18 protein-coding genes and 1 pseudogene are annotated in these 17,020 nt (G+C 72.0%); 14 read left to right on the top strand and 5 right to left on the bottom strand.

The features are described 5' to 3' along the window. Positions 1–78: 78 nt before the first annotated feature. Both ctaJ and ABD901_RS48780 read left to right on the top strand, forming a co-directional pair. On the top strand, positions 79–384 hold the full coding sequence (gene ctaJ / locus ABD901_RS48775; RefSeq protein WP_345139575.1) for an aa3-type cytochrome oxidase subunit CtaJ: 306 nt from the start codon (positions 79–81) through the stop codon (positions 382–384). Next, complete coding sequence (locus ABD901_RS48780) at positions 371–775, top strand: DUF5130 family protein (protein WP_345139579.1); 405 nt, start codon at positions 371–373, stop codon at positions 773–775. The genes ctaJ and ABD901_RS48780 overlap by 14 nt, the downstream gene beginning before the upstream one ends. A gap of 598 nt (positions 776–1,373) precedes the next feature. Here ABD901_RS48780 and pepN read toward each other — a convergent pair. After that, a complete protein-coding gene (pepN, locus tag ABD901_RS48785; RefSeq protein WP_345139584.1) occupies positions 1,374–3,914 on the bottom strand; it encodes an aminopeptidase N in 2,541 nt (846 codons plus the stop codon). A 185-nt stretch (positions 3,915–4,099) separates the two neighbouring features. Between pepN and ABD901_RS48790 the strand changes: the two are divergent. From ABD901_RS48790 to ABD901_RS48825, 8 genes and pseudogenes are all read left to right on the top strand, one after another. Further along, positions 4,100–4,730 (top strand): annotated as a pseudogene (locus ABD901_RS48790) (mycothiol-dependent nitroreductase Rv2466c family protein). Between the two features lie 26 nt (positions 4,731–4,756). Then, positions 4,757–5,128: a hypothetical protein gene (locus tag ABD901_RS48795; RefSeq protein WP_345139586.1), complete on the top strand. Its 372-nt coding sequence runs from the start codon at positions 4,757–4,759 to the stop codon at positions 5,126–5,128. 13 nt (positions 5,129–5,141) lie between these two features. Continuing rightward, positions 5,142–5,462 (top strand): DUF3817 domain-containing protein, encoded by a 321-nt coding sequence (locus ABD901_RS48800; RefSeq protein WP_345139659.1) that lies wholly within the window; start codon positions 5,142–5,144, stop codon positions 5,460–5,462. Between the two features lie 39 nt (positions 5,463–5,501). Then, complete coding sequence (locus ABD901_RS48805; RefSeq protein ID WP_345139662.1) at positions 5,502–5,912, top strand: ATP-binding protein; 411 nt, start codon at positions 5,502–5,504, stop codon at positions 5,910–5,912. A gap of 197 nt (positions 5,913–6,109) precedes the next feature. Further along, positions 6,110–6,292 (top strand): hypothetical protein, encoded by a 183-nt coding sequence (locus ABD901_RS48810; protein ID WP_345139589.1) that lies wholly within the window; start codon positions 6,110–6,112, stop codon positions 6,290–6,292. Between the two features lie 16 nt (positions 6,293–6,308). Next, positions 6,309–7,487 (top strand): DUF1015 family protein, encoded by a 1,179-nt coding sequence (locus tag ABD901_RS48815; RefSeq protein ID WP_345139591.1) that lies wholly within the window; start codon positions 6,309–6,311, stop codon positions 7,485–7,487. Between the two features lie 61 nt (positions 7,488–7,548). Next, on the top strand, positions 7,549–7,737 hold the full coding sequence (locus ABD901_RS48820) for a hypothetical protein (RefSeq protein ID WP_345139594.1): 189 nt from the start codon (positions 7,549–7,551) through the stop codon (positions 7,735–7,737). 13 nt (positions 7,738–7,750) lie between these two features. Continuing rightward, a complete protein-coding gene (locus tag ABD901_RS48825) occupies positions 7,751–8,218 on the top strand; it encodes a ribose-5-phosphate isomerase (protein ID WP_345139597.1) in 468 nt (155 codons plus the stop codon). Between the two features lie 55 nt (positions 8,219–8,273). On the opposite strand, the gene glxA is transcribed toward ABD901_RS48825, so the two are convergent. The 3 genes from glxA to ABD901_RS48840 all read right to left on the bottom strand — a co-directional run bounded on the left by glxA (position 8,274) and on the right by ABD901_RS48840 (position 12,150). Then, a complete protein-coding gene (gene glxA, locus ABD901_RS48830; RefSeq protein ID WP_345139665.1) occupies positions 8,274–10,220 on the bottom strand; it encodes a radical copper oxidase GlxA in 1,947 nt (648 codons plus the stop codon). A 124-nt stretch (positions 10,221–10,344) separates the two neighbouring features. Then, on the bottom strand, positions 10,345–10,842 hold the full coding sequence (locus tag ABD901_RS48835) for a hypothetical protein (RefSeq protein ID WP_345139598.1): 498 nt from the start codon (positions 10,840–10,842) through the stop codon (positions 10,345–10,347). Positions 10,843–10,929: 87 nt separating this feature from the next. Next, entirely contained in the window at positions 10,930–12,150 is a 1,221-nt protein-coding gene (locus ABD901_RS48840; protein ID WP_345139600.1) for a GNAT family N-acetyltransferase, read from the bottom strand. Positions 12,151–12,256: 106 nt separating this feature from the next. On the opposite strand from ABD901_RS48840, the gene ABD901_RS48845 reads away from it, so the two are divergent. Together ABD901_RS48845 and ABD901_RS48850 are read left to right on the top strand one after the other, a co-directional pair. Further along, positions 12,257–13,978: a protein kinase domain-containing protein gene (locus tag ABD901_RS48845; protein ID WP_345139601.1), complete on the top strand. Its 1,722-nt coding sequence runs from the start codon at positions 12,257–12,259 to the stop codon at positions 13,976–13,978. Beyond that, positions 13,975–14,712: a tyrosine-protein phosphatase gene (locus ABD901_RS48850; protein WP_345139604.1), complete on the top strand. Its 738-nt coding sequence runs from the start codon at positions 13,975–13,977 to the stop codon at positions 14,710–14,712. Before ABD901_RS48845 ends, ABD901_RS48850 begins: the two co-directional genes overlap by 4 nt. A gap of 6 nt (positions 14,713–14,718) precedes the next feature. On the opposite strand, the gene ABD901_RS48855 is transcribed toward ABD901_RS48850, so the two are convergent. Further along, complete coding sequence (locus ABD901_RS48855; protein WP_345139606.1) at positions 14,719–15,540, bottom strand: SDR family oxidoreductase; 822 nt, start codon at positions 15,538–15,540, stop codon at positions 14,719–14,721. Between the two features lie 119 nt (positions 15,541–15,659). Here ABD901_RS48855 and ABD901_RS48860 point away from each other — a divergent pair, with 119 nt between their 5' ends. Both ABD901_RS48860 and ABD901_RS48865 read left to right on the top strand, forming a co-directional pair. Further along, entirely contained in the window at positions 15,660–16,310 is a 651-nt protein-coding gene (locus ABD901_RS48860) for a DUF2625 family protein (protein WP_345139609.1), read from the top strand. Then, the gene (locus ABD901_RS48865; RefSeq protein ID WP_345139611.1) at positions 16,307–16,981 is read left to right on the top strand and encodes an alpha/beta fold hydrolase; all 675 of its coding nucleotides are present in this window, start codon (positions 16,307–16,309) and stop codon (positions 16,979–16,981) included. The genes ABD901_RS48860 and ABD901_RS48865 overlap by 4 nt, the downstream gene beginning before the upstream one ends. Positions 16,982–17,020 lie beyond the last annotated feature (39 nt).

A 17,020-nucleotide genomic window follows, 5' to 3' on the forward strand; every position in this document is an offset into this window, starting at 1 on the left:
CCGGCAACCGGCTGGTCATGGCCGCCCGCTAACGTGAAGCCGGTCTTTTAGTCCCTTCGACGCCTGGGGGCGTTGAGCTTGTCCATCATCGAGACGACGCTGATCTTCGCCGGCATCCCGGCAGCGGTCATCCTGCTCATCGCGGGCGCCGTCTACGCGGGAGGTTCCCGCCGTAGCAAGCGCTACCGGCCCGGACGGCCGTTTGAATTCACGCCCGTCTGGTTCCTCTCCGCGCCCGAGCAGCTGACCAAGGCGGCGAACGCCCGCGAGCTCACCGGCGCGCGGCGGGCGGAACTGACCGCAGGCGGCGAGGCCACCGCGACCGAGTGGTCCGGCGACAAGGCCCAGCCGCACGTCATCGGAGGCGCAAGTGACCGTTGGTAGCACGGGGACCCACGTGGGTCGCCCCGAAGTCCTCAACGGCCCGTTCACCACGCGCCAGCTGCTGCGCCTGGACGAGGCGCTGCGCCTGGCCGACTCGTCGACCGGCCTGACGTTCAGCATCTACGTCGGCGACCTGGAGGAGCCGGTCCGCGCGCATGCGGAGAAGCTGCACGCCCAGCTCGCCGACCCGCCGCACTCCGTGCTCATCGCGCTCTCCCCGAACCAGCGCCTCCTGGAGATCGTCACGGGCGGCGAGGCTCGCCGCCGCCTCCCGGACCGCGCCGCGAAGCTGGCCGCCCTGTCGATGGCCGCGTCCTTCGGCGGCGGCGACCTGGCCGGCGGCCTGGTGAGCGGCCTGGCCCAACTGGCCGACCACGCCGGCCGCCACTAGGCGTGACGGAGAACTACGCTCCGAAACCGGTTTGAAGATCGGTTAGGTGGCGGCGGGTACGGTGAATGAAGCGGAGCCGCACCGCCGAGCCCGACCCCGATCAACCAGCGATCACGGCGCGCGCCCCGCATTGGGGACGCGCGCCGTCGCCTTTGCCGGCCTCGCCTCGGTCCTTGCCGCGGCTCGGTTTCGGACCTCGCGCTGCGGCCGCGCGGGCGACGTCCGTGACTGGGCGGCACCTCGCCGCGGCTGCGGGCTGCCGGGCGCGGCGGCCTCGGCCTCGCTGATGGCGCCTCGCCGCGGCTGCGGGTTGCGGGGGCGACGGCCTGGGCCTCGGCTGGGGCGGCGCCTCGCTGTGGCTGCGGGGGCGACGTCCGTGCCTGGGCGGCGCCTCGCTGCAGCTGCGGGGTGACGTCCGTGCCTGGGCGGCGCCTCGCTGCAGCTGCGGGGTGACGTCCGTGGCTCGGCGGCGCCTCGCCGCGGCTGCGGGCTTGCGGGGGCGGCGGCCTCGGCTGGGCGGCGCCTCGTGGCTCGTGGGGTGCCGGAAAGCAACGACCCCCGCGCGCCCGGAGGCGGCGGGGGTCGAAAGCGAACTGCGCTAGGCCGAGGCGTCCTTCGCGCGAGCCTTCAGGGCGCGCACGATGCCGTCGCGCCCCTCGCCGACCAGGCGCCGCAGCGGCGCCGGGCTGTCCGGCGTGGCCAGCCAGGCCTCGGTGCGGGCCACCGTGTCCTCGCTCACCTGGTACGCCGGGTAGCCCATCTCCACGAACTCCGCCGCCGGCTCGCTGTCGCGGCTCTCCCACACCGGGAGGAGCGCGTCGAAGTAGGCGGGGACGTACGGGGCGGTGAGGGCGGTCTGTGCCGAGTGCTGGAAGCCCTGCAGCAGCGAACGCTGCAGCCAGTTCGGCAGCGCGTGGTCCTCGGTCAGGCGGCGCCACGTCTCGGCCTTCGACTCGGGCGTCGGGACCAGGGCGCGGGCCAGAGCGGCCTGGCGTTCGCCGCTCGCGGTGCGGTCGCGGTCGAGCTCGGCCTCGATCTGGGCCGGGTCGGCGGCGCCGTTGGCGATCAGCGCGTGCAGGATGCCCCAGCGCAGGTCGGCCTGGATGGTCAGGCCCGACGGCACGTCGTCGCCGCGGAGCCAGCCCGCGAGTACCGCCAGGTCGGACTCGCTGCGGGCCGCGGCCGCGAACGAGCGTGCCCACGCCAGCTGGAAGCCGCTGCCGGGCTCGGCCGAGCGCAGGGCCTCGCGGGCCGTGTCGGCCAGCTGGGTCCAGCCCTGCGGCGCCCAGGCCGGGTCGGCGTAGAACACGAGGGCCGACTGGGCCTGGCGGATCGTGGCCGTGACGAGGTTGATGTCCTTCTCGGCCGGCAGGCCGCCGGCGACGAGCCGGACGTAGTCGCGGGCGGCGAGCTCGGCGTCGCGGACCATGTCCCACGAGGCCGACCAGACCAGCGCGCGGGCCAGCGAGTTGTCCAGGCCGTCGATGTGGTCGACGACCGTGGCCATGGAGCGCGGGTCGAGGCGCAGCTTGGCGTACGTCAGGTCGTCGTCGTTGAGCAGCAGCACGTCGGCGGCGGGGCGGCCGGCGAGGACGGCGATCTCGGTGCGCTCGCCGTCCACGTCGGTCTCGATGAGCTCGCGGCGGACCAGGCCGCCGTCGACGAGGTCGTAGAGGCCGATGCCGATGCGGTGGGTGCGCAGCGTCGGGTAGGCCGCCGGGGCCTCCTGCTGCACGACGACCCGCTCGTAGGTGCCGTCGGCGGCGATGGTGACCTCCGGGCGCAGGGTGTTGACCTGCGCGGTCTCCAGCCACTGGGCGGCGAACTTGCGCAGCTCCTTGCCGCTGGCGGTCTCCAGCGCGGTGAGCAGGTCGTCGAAGGTCGCGTTGCCCCACTGGTGCTGCTGGAAGTACGCCCGCAGGCCGCTGCGGAACGGGTCGATGCCGACGTACGCGACCAGCTGCTTGATGACGCTGGCGCCCTTGGCGTAGGTGATGCCGTCGAAGTTGACCTCGACCGCCTCGACGTCGGGCATCTCGGTGTACACCGGGTGCGTCGAGGACAGCTGGTCCTGCCGGTAGCCCCAGTTCTTGCGCACCGACAGGAAGGTCGTCCAGGCGTCGGTGAAGCGGGTCGCGTGGGTGTTGCACCAGTGGCTCGCCCACTCCGCGAACGACTCGTTGAGCCACAGGTCGTCCCACCAGCGCATGGTGACCAGGTCGCCGAACCACATGTGTGCGAGCTCGTGCAGGATCGTGTTGGCCCGCTGCTCGTACTCGAAGTCGGTGACCGGCGAGCGGAAGATGTAGTGCTGCTCGGCGTGGACCACGCAGCCGAAGTTCTCCATCGCGCCGGCGTTGAACTCCGGGGAGTACACCTGGTCGTACTTCGGCAGCGGGTAGCGGATGCCGAACTCTTCGTGGAAGAAGTCGAAGCCCTGCTTGGTGATCAGGTTGATGTCGTCGGCGTCGAGGTACTGCTTCATCGACTGCCGGCAGAACACGCCGAGATCGATGCCGTCGTGCGTCTCGCGGACCTCGTGGTAGGGGCCGGCGCACACGGCGGTGATGTAGGTGCTCATCGGCGGCGTCTGCGCGAAGACGCGCACCAGGCCCTCCTGCCGCTCCAGCGGCATGTTGGAGATGATCTTCCAGTGCGCCGGCGCCGTGACGCGGAACGTGAACCGGGCCTTGAGGTCGGGCTGGTCGAAGCACGCGAAGGCGCGCTGCGCGTCGGCCGTCTCGAACTGGCTGTAGAGATACACCTCCTTGTCCACCGGGTCGACGCTGCGGTGCAGGCCCTGGCCGGTCGTCGAGTACGTGAAGTCGGCGTCCACGACCAGGACGTTCTCGGCGCGCAGGCCCGCGAGCGGCAGACCGCCCTCCGTGGACCAGCCGCTGGTGTCGACGGGCTCACCGTTGAGCGTCGCGCCGCGCAGGGCAGCCGCGGCGACCTCGATGAAGGTGTCGGCTCCCGGCTCCCGGCAGGTGAACCGCACCTCGCTGGTCGACCGGAACGTGCCTTCCCCGGGATTTCCGGCGCCATCGGTCAGGTCGAGGCTGATGTCGTACGCCGTGACGTCGAGCAGGCGAGCCCGCTCGACCGCTTCGACCTGGCGTAGGTTGCGTACACCGGCCACGTGTCGTCTCCTGTCGTTTCGCTGTGGCCGTCCCCGTCGACGGCGTCACACCGAGTGTTCCATGTTCGTGGAGGACGCTGGGGGAGTGGCTCAGGTCACCCACGCGCGAAGTAGTGTCCGCCATGGTGGAGGAGTAAGGATCGGAATGGATTTCCGACTCTTTCACTAGTGAGGTGGTCACCGTCATGGCCGAAGACCGCGTCATCGCCGACATGTGGTTCGACCCGCGCTGCCCGTGGGCCTGGATCACGTCTCGCTGGCTTCTCGAGGTGGAACAGGTGCGGCCCGTCAGGGTGCGCTTCCACGTCATGAGCCTGTCCATTCTGAACGAGGGGCGCGACGACCTGCCGGAGCGATACAAGGAGGGTCTGGCAAAGGGTTGGGGGCCTGTCCGCGTCGCGATCGCCGCCGAGCAGAAGTTCGGCAATGAGGTACTTCGTCCGCTTTACACCGCACTTGGCAGCCGGATTCACCACGACAAGCAGGAGCTGAGCGACGAGCTGTACCGCTCCGCGCTCGTCGAGGCCGGGCTCCCCGCCGACCTGGCCGAGTACGCCGAGTCCACCGAGTACGACGCGCAGCTGCGCGAGAGCCACTTCGCCGGGATGAACCCGGTCGGCATGGACGTCGGCACCCCCGTCATCCACGTGCCCGGCCCGGACGGCAATCTCATCGCTTTCTTCGGCCCGGTTGTCACCCCCCCGGCCCAAGGGCGAGGCCGCCGGCCGCCTCTGGGACGGCACCCTCCTGGTCGCCGGCACGCCCGGCTTCTACGAGATCAAGCGCACGCGGGATGTGGGTCCCGAGTTCGACTGAACACAAAAGGAGTAGCCTGCCTACCCGTGCGGCAGTTCTTCACTACCCGGTGGGTGCTCGGACACGTCCTGGCGCTCGCCGGGGTGGCCGTCTGCCTGCTCGCCGGCCGCTGGCAGTATCAGCGGGCCGCCGCCGGCAACATGCTCAGCTGGGCGTACACCGTGCAATGGCCGCTGTTCGCGCTCTTCGTGATCTTCCTGTGGGCGCGCGCCGTGCGCGACGCCCGGGGGACGCGCGCGCCGAGGCCCGCCCCGCCGCCGCTGCGCCCGCCGGTGAGCCGGGCGCCCGCGACGCCTGCCGTGAGCGACGAGGATGATCCGGAGCTTGCGCAGTACAACCGGATGCTCGCCTGGCTCTCCGCCAACCCAGACCGCCGACCGAGCGACTTCCCAGGATGAACCGGACATGAACCTGAACCCTGCGCTGACCCGCTACCGCGTCGTGGCCTGGATCGTGGGCGTGCTGCTGCTCGTGCTCACGGCCGGCACGGTGCTGAAGTACACCACCGACGACGACACCATCGTGGCCGTTGTCGGCCCGGCGCACGGCTTCCTCTACATGGTCTACCTGGTGCTCGCCGCCGACCTGGCCCGCCGCGCCCGCTGGAAGCTGCCGTTCACGGTGCTGGTCCTGCTGGCCGGCACCGTGCCGTTCCTGTCCTTCGTCGCCGAGCGCGTCGTGACCCGCCGCGTCCGGGCCGAGTTTCCTCTCGTGGCCTCCGGGGCACCCTAAAAGGGCAGCCATGGCACGCGAAGGGAGTCCGACGTGGGGATGGAAGTCCGGCTCTCGCTCTCCCTGCCGCGCGACCGCTCCACGGTGCCGCTGACCCGGCGCGTCCTCGACGCGGCCCTGGCCGTCTTCTCGGTGACCAAGGAGTGCCGCGACGACATCGGCCTGGCCATCGGTGAGGCGTGTGCCAACGCGGTACAGCACGCCGGCACCGACTACGAGGTGACCGTCACGATCCACGAGGACCGCTGCATCATCGACGTCGTCGACGAGGGCACTGGGCTCGAGGAGATCGCTGAGGTTCCCGACGCCCCGCCCGACGCGGAGGCCGGCCGCGGCCTGAAGATCATTCACGCGCTGGCCGACATCGTAGAGCTGCGCCGCCGCCAGCCCCGCGGGATGGCGTTGCGAATCGTCAAACTCCTCACCCGGACCACACCCGCATATTCCTGATCGGGTGACGGATCGTCGCGGGTTCCTCACCCATGAGTACTGTTTTCGTGCCGCGTCGGCGACAGAACCGTATCGGCCGGTCTCGCGTGTCGTTCCCTGGAAGAAGCACACAGGAAAGACGCACAGCCGGTGCGACGCCGGCGCGAACAGATGGCGTTCGCAATGTAGCGACGACATCTCTGGGAGAGGCCGAGACCATGTCTGAGACCCGTTGGACCGTCCAGGAACGGACCTGGAAGGACGAGCTGCCCGAGCTGCCCGACGACGTGAGCGCATTGCTCGCGCCGCCGGTGGTCGTGTGCGCCTCCGGACTCGTCCGCGGCGCGCTGCGCCGCACTTCGGGACGCACCATCCCCCGTGCCAAGGCCGCCGCTCACTGAGCTATAGCGTCGTTCCATGACGGTTGCGCACCCGATCGCCCACGCCTGGCTCTCCACCGGAGGGACCGGAGCGCAGAACTACGACGAGTTCGCCGACGACGCGGAGATCACCGCGATCATCGCCGCCAACCCATCCAGCGCCCTGGCCGTGGAGATGCCGCACCGGGCGCCGCAGAGCGTCGGGCGGCCCTTCCTGGACTGCCTGCCCGACGCCGTGGCGCGGCTGCAGTCGGCCAAGGACGACGGCAACTACGCGCCCGCCGCCGATGTCGTGGTGCTGTACCGGATCACCGCGCCCGACGGCGCCCGCGCCTACGGCCTGTGGTGCATGGTCGACACCGACCAGATCTCGACCAGCGCCGACGAGCCCGGCACGGTCATCCGCAACGAGGACGTCTTCATCGAGAAGGTCCGGGAGCGAGTCGCGCTCGCCGAGGCCACCCGGCACCTGCTCTCGCCCGTGCTGCTGCTGCAGACGGCGCACGGCGACGCGCTGCACACGGCGCTGGCCCAGGCCGTCGCCGCCGCCGGCAGCCCCGCCGTCACCGACCTCGACCCGTCCGGGCGCGCTCACGAGATCTGGGCCGTCGGCGCCGGCACCACCCGCGACCGCCTGCTGGCCCTCGCCGGCGGCGGCGAACTCGTCGTCGCCGACGGCAACCACCGCAGCCTCGCCGCGCAGACGGCGGGCTACCCGCGCTTCCTCGCGGTCATCACCACGCCGGAGTCGGTGGCGATCCAGCCGTACAACCGGCTCGTCTCCGAGCTGCCCGGCCCGCTCGACGGCCTCGAGCTGGAGGCGCTGTCCGGCCCCGCCGGCGTGCCCGCCGCGGGCGGCCGCGTGCACCTGTACACCCGCGACGGCTCCTGGTCGGCCGCGCTGCCGCGCATCGAGGACGCCGGGGTCGTGGACAACCTCGACCACGCCCTCGTCGAGCGGCGGCTGTTCGCCGAGGCCCTCGGCCTCGAGCCGGGCGACAAGCGGATCACCTACGTCGGCGGCGACTACCCGGCCGAGTGGCTGCGCGGCGAGGTCGACGCCGGCCGCGCTGAGCTGGCCGTGCTCATCGCGCCGGTGACCGTCGACGACTTCGTCGCGGTCAACCTGGCCCGCCAGAAGATGCCCCGCAAGAGCACCTGGTTCACGCCGAAGGCGCGGGCCGGACTGGTCGTGGCGCAGCTCGATTCGTTCTAGTCACCCGATCGTGATACACACTAGGCCGCTGAACTTCCGGGCCTGGGGTGTGCACATGCAGATGCAGTTCTTCCTGGCGGCCATGATCGCCGCCTGCGGGATCGGCGCGTTCGCGGCGGCCGCGCTCGTGTGGGACCGCCGCCGTATCTGGCGGCTCCAGACGGGCGCGACCGCCGGTTGGGTGTTCGGCCTCGTCCTGCTGGGCGGCGGCTTGCTGGCGGGTTCGTGCCTGGGCCTGATCCGGTTCTGACAGACTGCCGGGTATGCGCGTCTACCTTGGTTCGGACCATGCCGGCTATGAGCTGAAGGTGCACCTGGTCAGCGCCCTCGGGCTGCAGGGCTACGAGATCGTGGACGTCGGGCCGGCGAAGTACGACCCCGACGACGACTACCCGGCCTTCTGCTTCCACACCGCCGCCAGGGTCGTCGCCGACCCCGACAGCCTCGGCGTGGTCATCGGCGGCTCCGGCAACGGCGAGCAGATCGCCGCCAACAAGGTCCCCGGCGTTCGGGCCGCCCTGGCGTGGAACGTCGAGACCGCCCAGCTGGGCCGCGAGCACAACAACGCCAACGTCGTCGCCATCGGCGCGCGCCAGCACACGCTGGACGAGGCCACCACGCTCGTGACGGCCTTCCTGACGACGAAGTTCTCCGGCAACGAGCGCCACGCTCGGCGCATCGACCAGGTGCTCGACTACGAGAGCACCCACGTCCTGCCCCCGCTGCCGTAAGGCGACTGTTTCGCCGGCCGGGCCGCCGCGTCAGCGGGGCCCGGCCTTGCGCCGGTCAGGCGACCGAGACCCACTTGGCCTCGGAGGGCACGCCGTCCTTGTTGAGCAGGAACAGCATGTAGGGCCCCGGCGGCATCAGCGCCGGCGAGGTCGGCAGCGTGACCGTCACCGAGTCGACGGTGGTCTTGTAGTCCAGGATCAGCGAGCGCTGGTCGGTGTTGAGCATGTGCGTGGCCGCGCTCGGGCGGATCAGGCGGACCGCGGCGATCTCGTCCGGGGAGCCGGTCTTGTAAGTGGCCGACTGGCCGGCGGTGAGCGCCGTCGGGCCGTCGCCGATCGCCGGGCGGGCGCCGCCGCGGTACAGATACGCCGGCGTGTAGATCTCCAGACGCTGCTCGAACGTCCCGCTGATGGTGTTCTTCTTGTCCCGGAACAGCGGGTCGGAGCCCACCGTGAGCACCCGGCCGTCGGGCAGCAGCACCGCCGCGCTGTGGTAGTTGCGCCCGACGTGCGGGTCGGCGGCGTAGGTCAGCGTGTTGGTGTCCGGGTGGTAGATGCGCGCCGTGTGGTTGTCCGTCGCGCCGCGGCCGCGGTAGTCCGAGGCGCCGTTGGTGATGAGCACGGTGTCGTCGGGCAGCTGCACGAGGTTGGGGTACCGCGTCGGCTGCGGCAGGCTCGGGCCGGGCTCGAAGTGCGGGTTCTCCCCGTTGAGCTTGATGATGTCGATCCGGCTCGTCGCCTTCGAGGACTCGCCGACGCCGCCGCCGCCCACGACCATGACCGTCTGGTTCTGCACCGGGCCGGCCCAGGCCGAGCCGCTCGTCTCCAGCTGGTCGGTGTCGCGCATGCCCGGCACCGTCTGGAAGTCGTTGGTGGTCAGGTCCCACAGGCCCGGGTCGCGGCCCTTGGTCGCCGGGCCGTAACCGCTGTTGGAGCCGGAGAAGAACAGGACGTTGTCCTTGCCGGTCTGGAACAGGGCCGGGTAGGTCGGGAAGTAGTGGTCGAGGTCCTTGCGGAGCGTCCACGTCTTCGTCTTCGGGTCGTAGATCTCGTTCTTGGACCCGTCCACGACCTGGCCGCCGCCGTCGAGACCGGACACCGCGAGCACCGAGCCGTCGGCGAGGCCGGTCAGCGTCGGATACCACCGCTTCTCGTGCATGTCCTGGACGCGCTCGTACTGCTCGGTCACCGGGTTGAACTCGTAGGCCTCCTTGCGGCCCTGGTAGTCCTGCTTGTCCATGGTGATCTTGTCGGCGAGCGCGTAGTAGTTGTGGTGGTCGACGCCGGTCAGGCCCTCGAACTCGTACTGCGCCTTGTGGTCGACCACGTATTCGGCGCCCTCGCCGGCCGCGTCGACCCAGACCCTCGCCTCGCCGGCTGTGATGACGACCTTGGGCTGGTCGCCGGGGTGGTGCGGCGGGTAGGTGACCTTCGTGGCGGCCGGGACGGTGACGTCGTCGCCGAGGATGTACTTGTGCCCGTCCACGCTGTCGAGCACGGTGCCCTTGGGGAACGTGCGCGGCCCCTCGGGCGACTCGTTCTTGACCGTGATCGTGCCGCCGGCCTTCTTGACGTCGTTCTCGAGCACCTCGTAGCGCAGCGTGCCGCCGGCCACCAGCAGCTTGCCGTCCGGCAGGAACGCGTGCCCGGCGCAGAACAGGTCGTTCGGCGTCGGCACCAGCGTCGTGTGGCCGGTGACCGGGTCGAAGACCAGCGTCTTGAACGTGCCGGCCTGGAACTGCTCGCGGTCGTTGCCCGACCCGGCGATCAGCAGGATGCGGCCCGACGGCAGCAGCGCGGCGTGGATCGCGTTGACCCGCTGACCCTTGGGCAGCTCGACGACCTGCCAGTAGCCGTTGGCCGCCTTGTACTCCGGGCTGTTGATCTTCTGTTCGTGCAGCCAGTCGACGGTGGCCGAATACAGCGGGGGCACGTTGGCGCCGCCGAGGATGGCGGCGGCGGCGATGGGCAGGATGATCTTCCGGCGAATCCAGTGCGGCACGAACAACGGGGGGCCTCTTCCGTACTGCGACAGCAGGCGTTAGCCACCGTAGAGCGCGGCCGGAGCGGCCACAAATCAGTCGGACGGACCCCTCACGCACCGCTGTGCAACGGCCACCGAGCGTTCAGCTCGTCGGCGAGCGGCGGCCCGGCCGGGTCAGCTCCTCGCGGGGCACCCAGCCGCGCCGGATGATCTGCAGGTCCCGCTCGGCGGCGGCGATGTCGTCGTCGCTCGGCCGGGCCGCGTCGCGCGCCCGCATTGCCGCCGACACGCTCACCTGCGACGCGCCGCCGCCCACGAGGCCGCGCAGCCCGCGCTCGGACACCACCTCGTCGTGATGGTGATGGTGGTGGTGCGTGTCGTGATGCGGTTGATGGTCCTCGTGGGGCTCTTCCTCGTGCGGCTCGGCGGCCGGCGCCGGCTCCGGGTCGTGCACCGCCGACGTCATCGCGAACGTGCCGGAGAGCTCCGCGAGGTGGTGCGGCGAGGGGCGCGGCACCGCCTTCGGGGCCGCGGCCTCCTCCGGCTCGGGCTCGGGCTCGGGGGTGGGGGGCGCCGGTTCTGCCGCCGAGGGTGTGGGGGTCAGCGGTGCCTCCGGCGGTGCGGGCGCGGTCGAGGTCACCGGCTGATGTTGCCGCATGCGGCGCCGCCGGCGCTGGATCCCACCCATACGCCGACAGTACCGCCTCGGGCCGCGCCCGCCGATGTATCAGAAGATTTCGATCGAGTTGGGGGTGACGGGCCAGCCGAACGCGGTGCTCGCCGCCGCGACGGCACCGGGCCGATGCTCGCGGACGCGGCCCGCCAGCTGCAGGGCGCCCAGTGGCGTGCCGCCCAGGTAGGCGGCGGCGACGTCGGCGATGTCCAGGGTCAGGTCCGCCTCGCCGTCGGCGGGCGTGCAGGTGACGAGCGCGCCGCCCGCGCCGACGCGCAGCCGCCAGCGGCCGGCGTTCGTCTTGATCATGGAGTCGGTGACCTCGAGGACGACGTCCACCGGCGCGGCGTAGCGCCGGGCGGTGAGCGCCCGCGGCAGGTCGATCACGCGCACCCACAGCCCGTCGCCGGCCCGGCGGCCGAGGTGGCGCGGCTCGTTGAGCATGTGGAACAGCGGCTCGTCGACGCTGGAGCAGCCCTGCACGAGCGAGCGGGACAGGTCGATGCGCAGCAGGAAGCGGTAGAGCTCGGCGTAGGCGGCGGTGGTCGCGGCGACCACCTCGATGACGTTGACCTCCTGCTTGGGGCCGTTGTCGTCCCAGCCGGGCTTGATCCGGAAGCGGGCGTAGCCCTCGACGACGCCGTCCGGGTTCTCGAAGAGCACCGCCCGGGCCGCGGTCCCGCCGTCGCGGCGGCTCTCCTGGTCGGCCGTCAGGTGCCGCCACCAGGCCTCGCTGCGGCTCGACCAGCCGATGCGGGTCGGGAGCACCCGGGAGTACACCTGGGAGAGCTCCTCGACGACCTCGGAGGGGACCGCGGCGCGCAGGGTGCCCGGCGCGGGCGGCGCGGTCACCGACAGCTCCCGCCGGTCGGCGCGGATGGTGACGTTCTGGGCGGCCATGCCGTAGCCGAAGCGCTGATAGATGCGCCCCTCGGAGGCCCACAGGGCGGCGACGGCCTCGGGCGCGGCGTCCATCTGGTCGGTGATCATCCGCCGCAACAGGCCGCGGCGCGTGTGCACCGGGGAGACGACGACGCCCGTGACGTGCGCCACGGGGATGACGGCACCGGGCACCGCCATGTCGCGGGTGAAGACCCCGACCGCGCCCACGACCTGCCCGTCGTGTTCGACGATGTGGTTGCGGTCGAACTCGACCACGAGGTGGAAGGTCTCGTCGGGACTGACGGATCCGGTCATCCCGAACGCCTCGCGTCGGGCCTTGACCAGGCCGTCGCGATCGTCGGCGGTCGCAGTGCGCAGCACATACTCGCTCATCACGTTGTGTCTACCCCGTGACCTCCACTGAGCGCGACCGATTTGCGCGCTGGTTACTCTCGAACCTGTAGGGGGGCTCGGCTACATCGCTGGGGGGAGTTACAACATGACGCAGGGTGCGCTACTGGACCTGGTCTGCGGTCCGGCGAGCCCTTTGCCGGAGACGTTCCAGCGGTACCGCCTGGTGGCCCACCTGGGCTCGGGTGGCCAGGCCGACGTGTACCGCGCCGTGCGCATCTGCGGCGGTGTGACGTCGGCGCCGATGACGGTCAAGGTCTTCCGCGTCGACCCGCAGCGGCCGATCGCCGACGAACTGCGCTCGTGGGACAAGGGCGACGCCGCCCTCATGGACCTCAACAACCGGGGCGTTCCGGGCATCTGCCGGCGCGCCGACGGCTTCTACGGCCCGCCGCCGCACCGCCCGGGCGAGCGCCCGGCGCCCGGCGACGCGGTGCCCTATCAGGTTTACGACTATCTGCACGGGGTCAACCTGCGCGAGTACGTCGTGCAGCGCTCGGCCGCCGCGCCCGGCGCCCGCCGGCTCAACGCCGTCTCGGCGCTCAAGACCCTGGCCGTCGTGCTGCAGAACCTGCACGAGCCGCAGGAGAGCGGCGCCACGCCCGTGCTGCACATGGACGTGAAGCCGTCCAACCTGATGGTGCTGGCCACCGGCGAGGTGCGCCTGATCGACTTCACCGGCGCCCGGTACTTCCGCGAGGAGGAGATCACCCAGATCGCCTACACGCCGGAGTCGGGCGGCCCGGAGGCGTTCGGCGGCGTGAAGTACGTCGGCCCGGCCTACGACGTCCACGGCTTCGGCGCGGTCGCCTACTTCATGGTCACCGGCGCCTACCCGCGCGTCGACGGCCGCAGCGACCAGCACGGCCCGCCCGACGCCTCCCCGCCGCCGTGGAACGTGCTGCGCCGCCACCCGCTGCTGGAGCGCGTCCCGGCGCTGCGCGACCACCTGCACGCGCCGCTGGCCGACCGGCCCGCCGACCGGCCGCTGACCCGCGAGCTGCCGGCGTGGCTCGCCGGCCTCGCCGAGCTGGTGCGCCGCGCGGGCCTGCCCGACGTCGGGTGCAACTGGCAGGAGGGCGAGGCGACGGAGAGCGGCCGCGCGGTCGGCCGGGCCCGCCCGTCGATCAGCGGCACGGAGACCGACGCCTACCAGCGCATCGAGCGCCTGGAGCGGGAGCTCGTCGCGCTGCGCTCGGCGGCCTCGCCGGTCAACTCCGCCACCGCGTTCCACCAGCCCGTGCCGCCGTCCCGCCCGGTGTCCGCGCCGCCTGTGTCCGGGCCTCCTGTCTCGGGCCAACCCGTCTCGGGCATGCCGGTCTCGCCCGGCGGCGTCGCGGTCAACGCTGAGGGGGTGCCGCAGATGCGCGGCGTGGCCAAGGTCATCCCGCGGGCGGCGCCCGATCCGACCGGGATGATGCCCGCGGAGCCGGAGGAGGACTACCGGCATCACTACGTGCCCGCACGCGGCGAGCGCGCCCGGCAGCTGAAGATCGGTTGGCGGTACACCGGCGTCGGCGCGATGATCGCGTTCATCTGCTGGGCCCTGTGGGCGCTGGACAGCGAGGGCAGCCTCACCGGCCCGTTCATCGCCTTCCTGGTGGTCCTCGCCGTCGCCGTCGGCGTGTTCGCGCTGGCCCGCCTCCTCGGCCGGCTCATCATCGAGCAGCGCCTCGGCCGGCCGCGGCGCACCGCCAACGGCGCGCACGCGATCACCGGGCTGTTCCTGACCGTGGCCGGCATCGCCTACCTGCGCGAGGTCGGCTTGGTCGTGTCGTTCACCCACTGGGTCAAGGACCTCATTTGGTGAGATGGCGGCGGCGACGGCGGCCGTCCGCCGGCCGGCTCGAGGGCCTCGTGAACTTCCGCGACCTCGGCGGCCTGCCCGCGGACGGAGGCACCGTGCGGCCCGGCGTGCTCTTCCGCAGCGACTCGCTGGCCTACGCCACCCGCGCCGACGCCGAGCACCTGGTGCGCGACCTGGGCGTGTCCACCGTGATCGACCTGCGCGGCGAGTTCGAGGTCTCGCAGCTCGGCCGGGGCCCGCTGTCGGCGGCCAACCGGGTCGACTACTACTCGGCCCCGATCACCGACGTCAGCGGCGCCGAGGACCTCGTCGGGCACTACGTGGCGATCCTCGCCGAGAAGGGGCCGGTGCTGGCCGGCACCGTGCGGCACCTGGCCTGCGCCGGCACCCTCCCGGCGGTGTTTCACTGCGAGGCCGGCTGCGACCGCACCGGTGTGCTTGCTGCGGTCGTCCTCGGCCTGCTGGGCGTGCCGGAGGACGCGATCGCGGCCGACTACGCCGCGACGGCCGCCGCGATGCCGACGATCCACGAGCGGGTGGCCGTCGTGGTCGACCGGCTCGGGCTGCCGCCGCGGCCGGCGTCGCTGCCCGCGTGGGAGCCGGAGCCGGCGTTCATGACGAGCATGCTCGACCAGGTCCGCGAGCGCTGGGGCGACATGGCCGGGTGGGCCCGCGACAACGGGCTCACCGACGACGATCTCGAAGCGCTGCGGGCCAGCCTGGTGGTGGCCGCCTGAGCCGGCTCAGACCGCCGCCGGCACCGGGCGGGCGTTGAGCAGCGCCGTGTAGTCGCGCTGCGCGGCGTCCAGCAGCATCGTCCAGGCGTCCTCGCCGACCGGCGTGCGCACCGGGCGCTCGTCGGCGGCGATCAGCCGCAGGACCTCGGCCGCGAACAGCTCCGGCGGGTTCGCCACCGGCAGCGACTTCAGGGCCCGCACGCCCGCGCGCATGGGCTCGACGACGCTCGCGTACGCCGGCAGGTGCTCGGCCGACTCGGTCAGCGACGCGCCCCACTCGGTCGCGTACATGCCCGGCTCGATCGCCATCACGTGCACCCCGCTGCCGGCGAGCTCCAGCGCCAGCGTTTCGACCATGCCCTCGAGGGCGTACTTGGCGGCCGCGTACGCGCCCAGGCCGGGCAGGGCGGTCCGGCCCACGGTCGAGGACACCATCACGACGTCGCCGAAGCCCTGCGCGCGCATCAGCGGCAGCACGAGGCGGGTGAGCCGCCATGGTGCCACGAGGTTCACGGCGATCTGCGCCTCGAGGTCGGCGTCGGTGACCTCCTCCACGGCGCCGAAGTGCCCGACTCCCGCGTTGTTCACCAGGACGTCGACGCCGCCGTAGCGGGCCAGCGCGGCGTGCACCGCGTTGTGGCAGTCGTCGGGGTCGCGTACGTCGAGTACGCAGGTGGCGAGCGTCCGTGGGTAGCGGTCCCGGAGGTCCTCGAGGGTCTCCGGACGCCGCGCAGTGGCCAGCACCTGCTGCCCGGACGCGGCGACCGCCTCGGCGAGCGCGCGTCCCAGGCCCGTGGAGCAGCCCGTGATCAACCAGCGACGAGTCATGTTCCGCATAGTGACTCTCAGTATCGGTCGACCGACAGTCTGAGAAACGTGAATGACAATCATTCAGTGGCATTTCCACCGTTCGTGGCGCGGGGCCTCACCGGCCGTACAGTTGGCGGGTGCGCTCGTTGGCGGAGCTGATCTCCGACGACCGGTCCGCGTGGGCCGAGATCGAGGCCGCGGTCACCGGTTCCCCGTATGCCGTCGAGATCCTGCCGGCCGAACCCGACCGGGCCGCGTCCTGCCTGCACCGGCTGCAGGTGGACACGACGTCCTGGCTCGGCGCCCTCGTGTACGGCAGCGGCGGCCTGGTGGTCGACGGCGGGTGGCTGCGGGTGTTCGGCTCGGGCAACCCGCGCCGCCGCCTCGCCGACATCCACGCCGTGAACGAGGTGTTCGAGCCGGCAGGGCTGCTCGTCGCCCAGGACATCATGGGCGGCGAGTTCGTGTGGCGCCAGGGTGAGTCCGACGGCAAGCCCACGATTCACTACTTCGCGCCGGACACCCTGCGCTGGGAGGACCTCACGCTCGGCTACACCGACTGGCTCTACGCCATGCTCGGCGGCGCCCTCGACCAGTTCTACCTGAGCTGGCGCTGGCCCGGCTGGCGCGACGAGGTGGCCGCCTGCCCGCTCGACAACGGCATCCACACGTGGCCGCCGCTGTTCTCGAAGGAGGGCAAGGACATCGAGAGCAGCAGCCGGGTGGCGATTCCGATGGCCGAGCTCGTCGGGGCCAAGCACGACATGGCCGACCAGCTGGGCGCATGAGGCTCGCACGCACCGACTCCGGCTCCGGCCGGCCGATGGTCCTGCTGCACGGCGGCGGCAGCGGCAGGGCGACCTGGGACGCGTTCACGCGTTCCGTCAGCGGCTACCGTGTCGTCGCGCCCGACCTGCGCGGGCACGGCGACAGCCCGCGCAGCCCGGTGTACACCCTGAGCGACCATGCCGACGACGTGCTCGAGCTGCTCGACGAGCTCGCCCTCGGCCCGGTCGTGCTCGTCGGGCACTCCCTCGGCGGGCACGCCGCCACCCTCGTCGCGCAGCGTCACCCCGACCGGGTGGCTCGCCTGGTGCTCGAGGACCCGCCGGCCCCGCCGCGCGCCGGGCCCGCCGGCGGCTTCTCCCGCACCCGCCTGGCCCTGTCGGGGCTGACCGGCGGGCTGTCCCGGCGCCGGTTCGACCGCCACGCGCTGACCTCGGCCATCGTGCAGCTGCGCGAGCCCGACCCGGCGTGGTGGGAAGCGCTGGCCCGGATCGAGGCGCCCACGTTGGTACTGTCGGGTGGCCCGAAGAGCCACATCCCGCCCGCCCGGCTGAAGGCGATGACGGCGGCGATCCCCGGCGCCCGGCTCGTCACGATCGCGGCCGGCCACCGCATCCACAGCACGGCGCTGCCGCAGTTCACCGCCGCCGTCCTGGAATTTCTCGGCCCCTGAGCGTCCGGTCGGGCGGGGCCGCTCCGACGTAGCCCGCAG

It is taken from the genome of Dactylosporangium darangshiense, assembly GCF_039537565.1.
Taxonomy (GTDB): domain Bacteria; phylum Actinomycetota; class Actinomycetes; order Mycobacteriales; family Micromonosporaceae; genus Dactylosporangium; species Dactylosporangium darangshiense.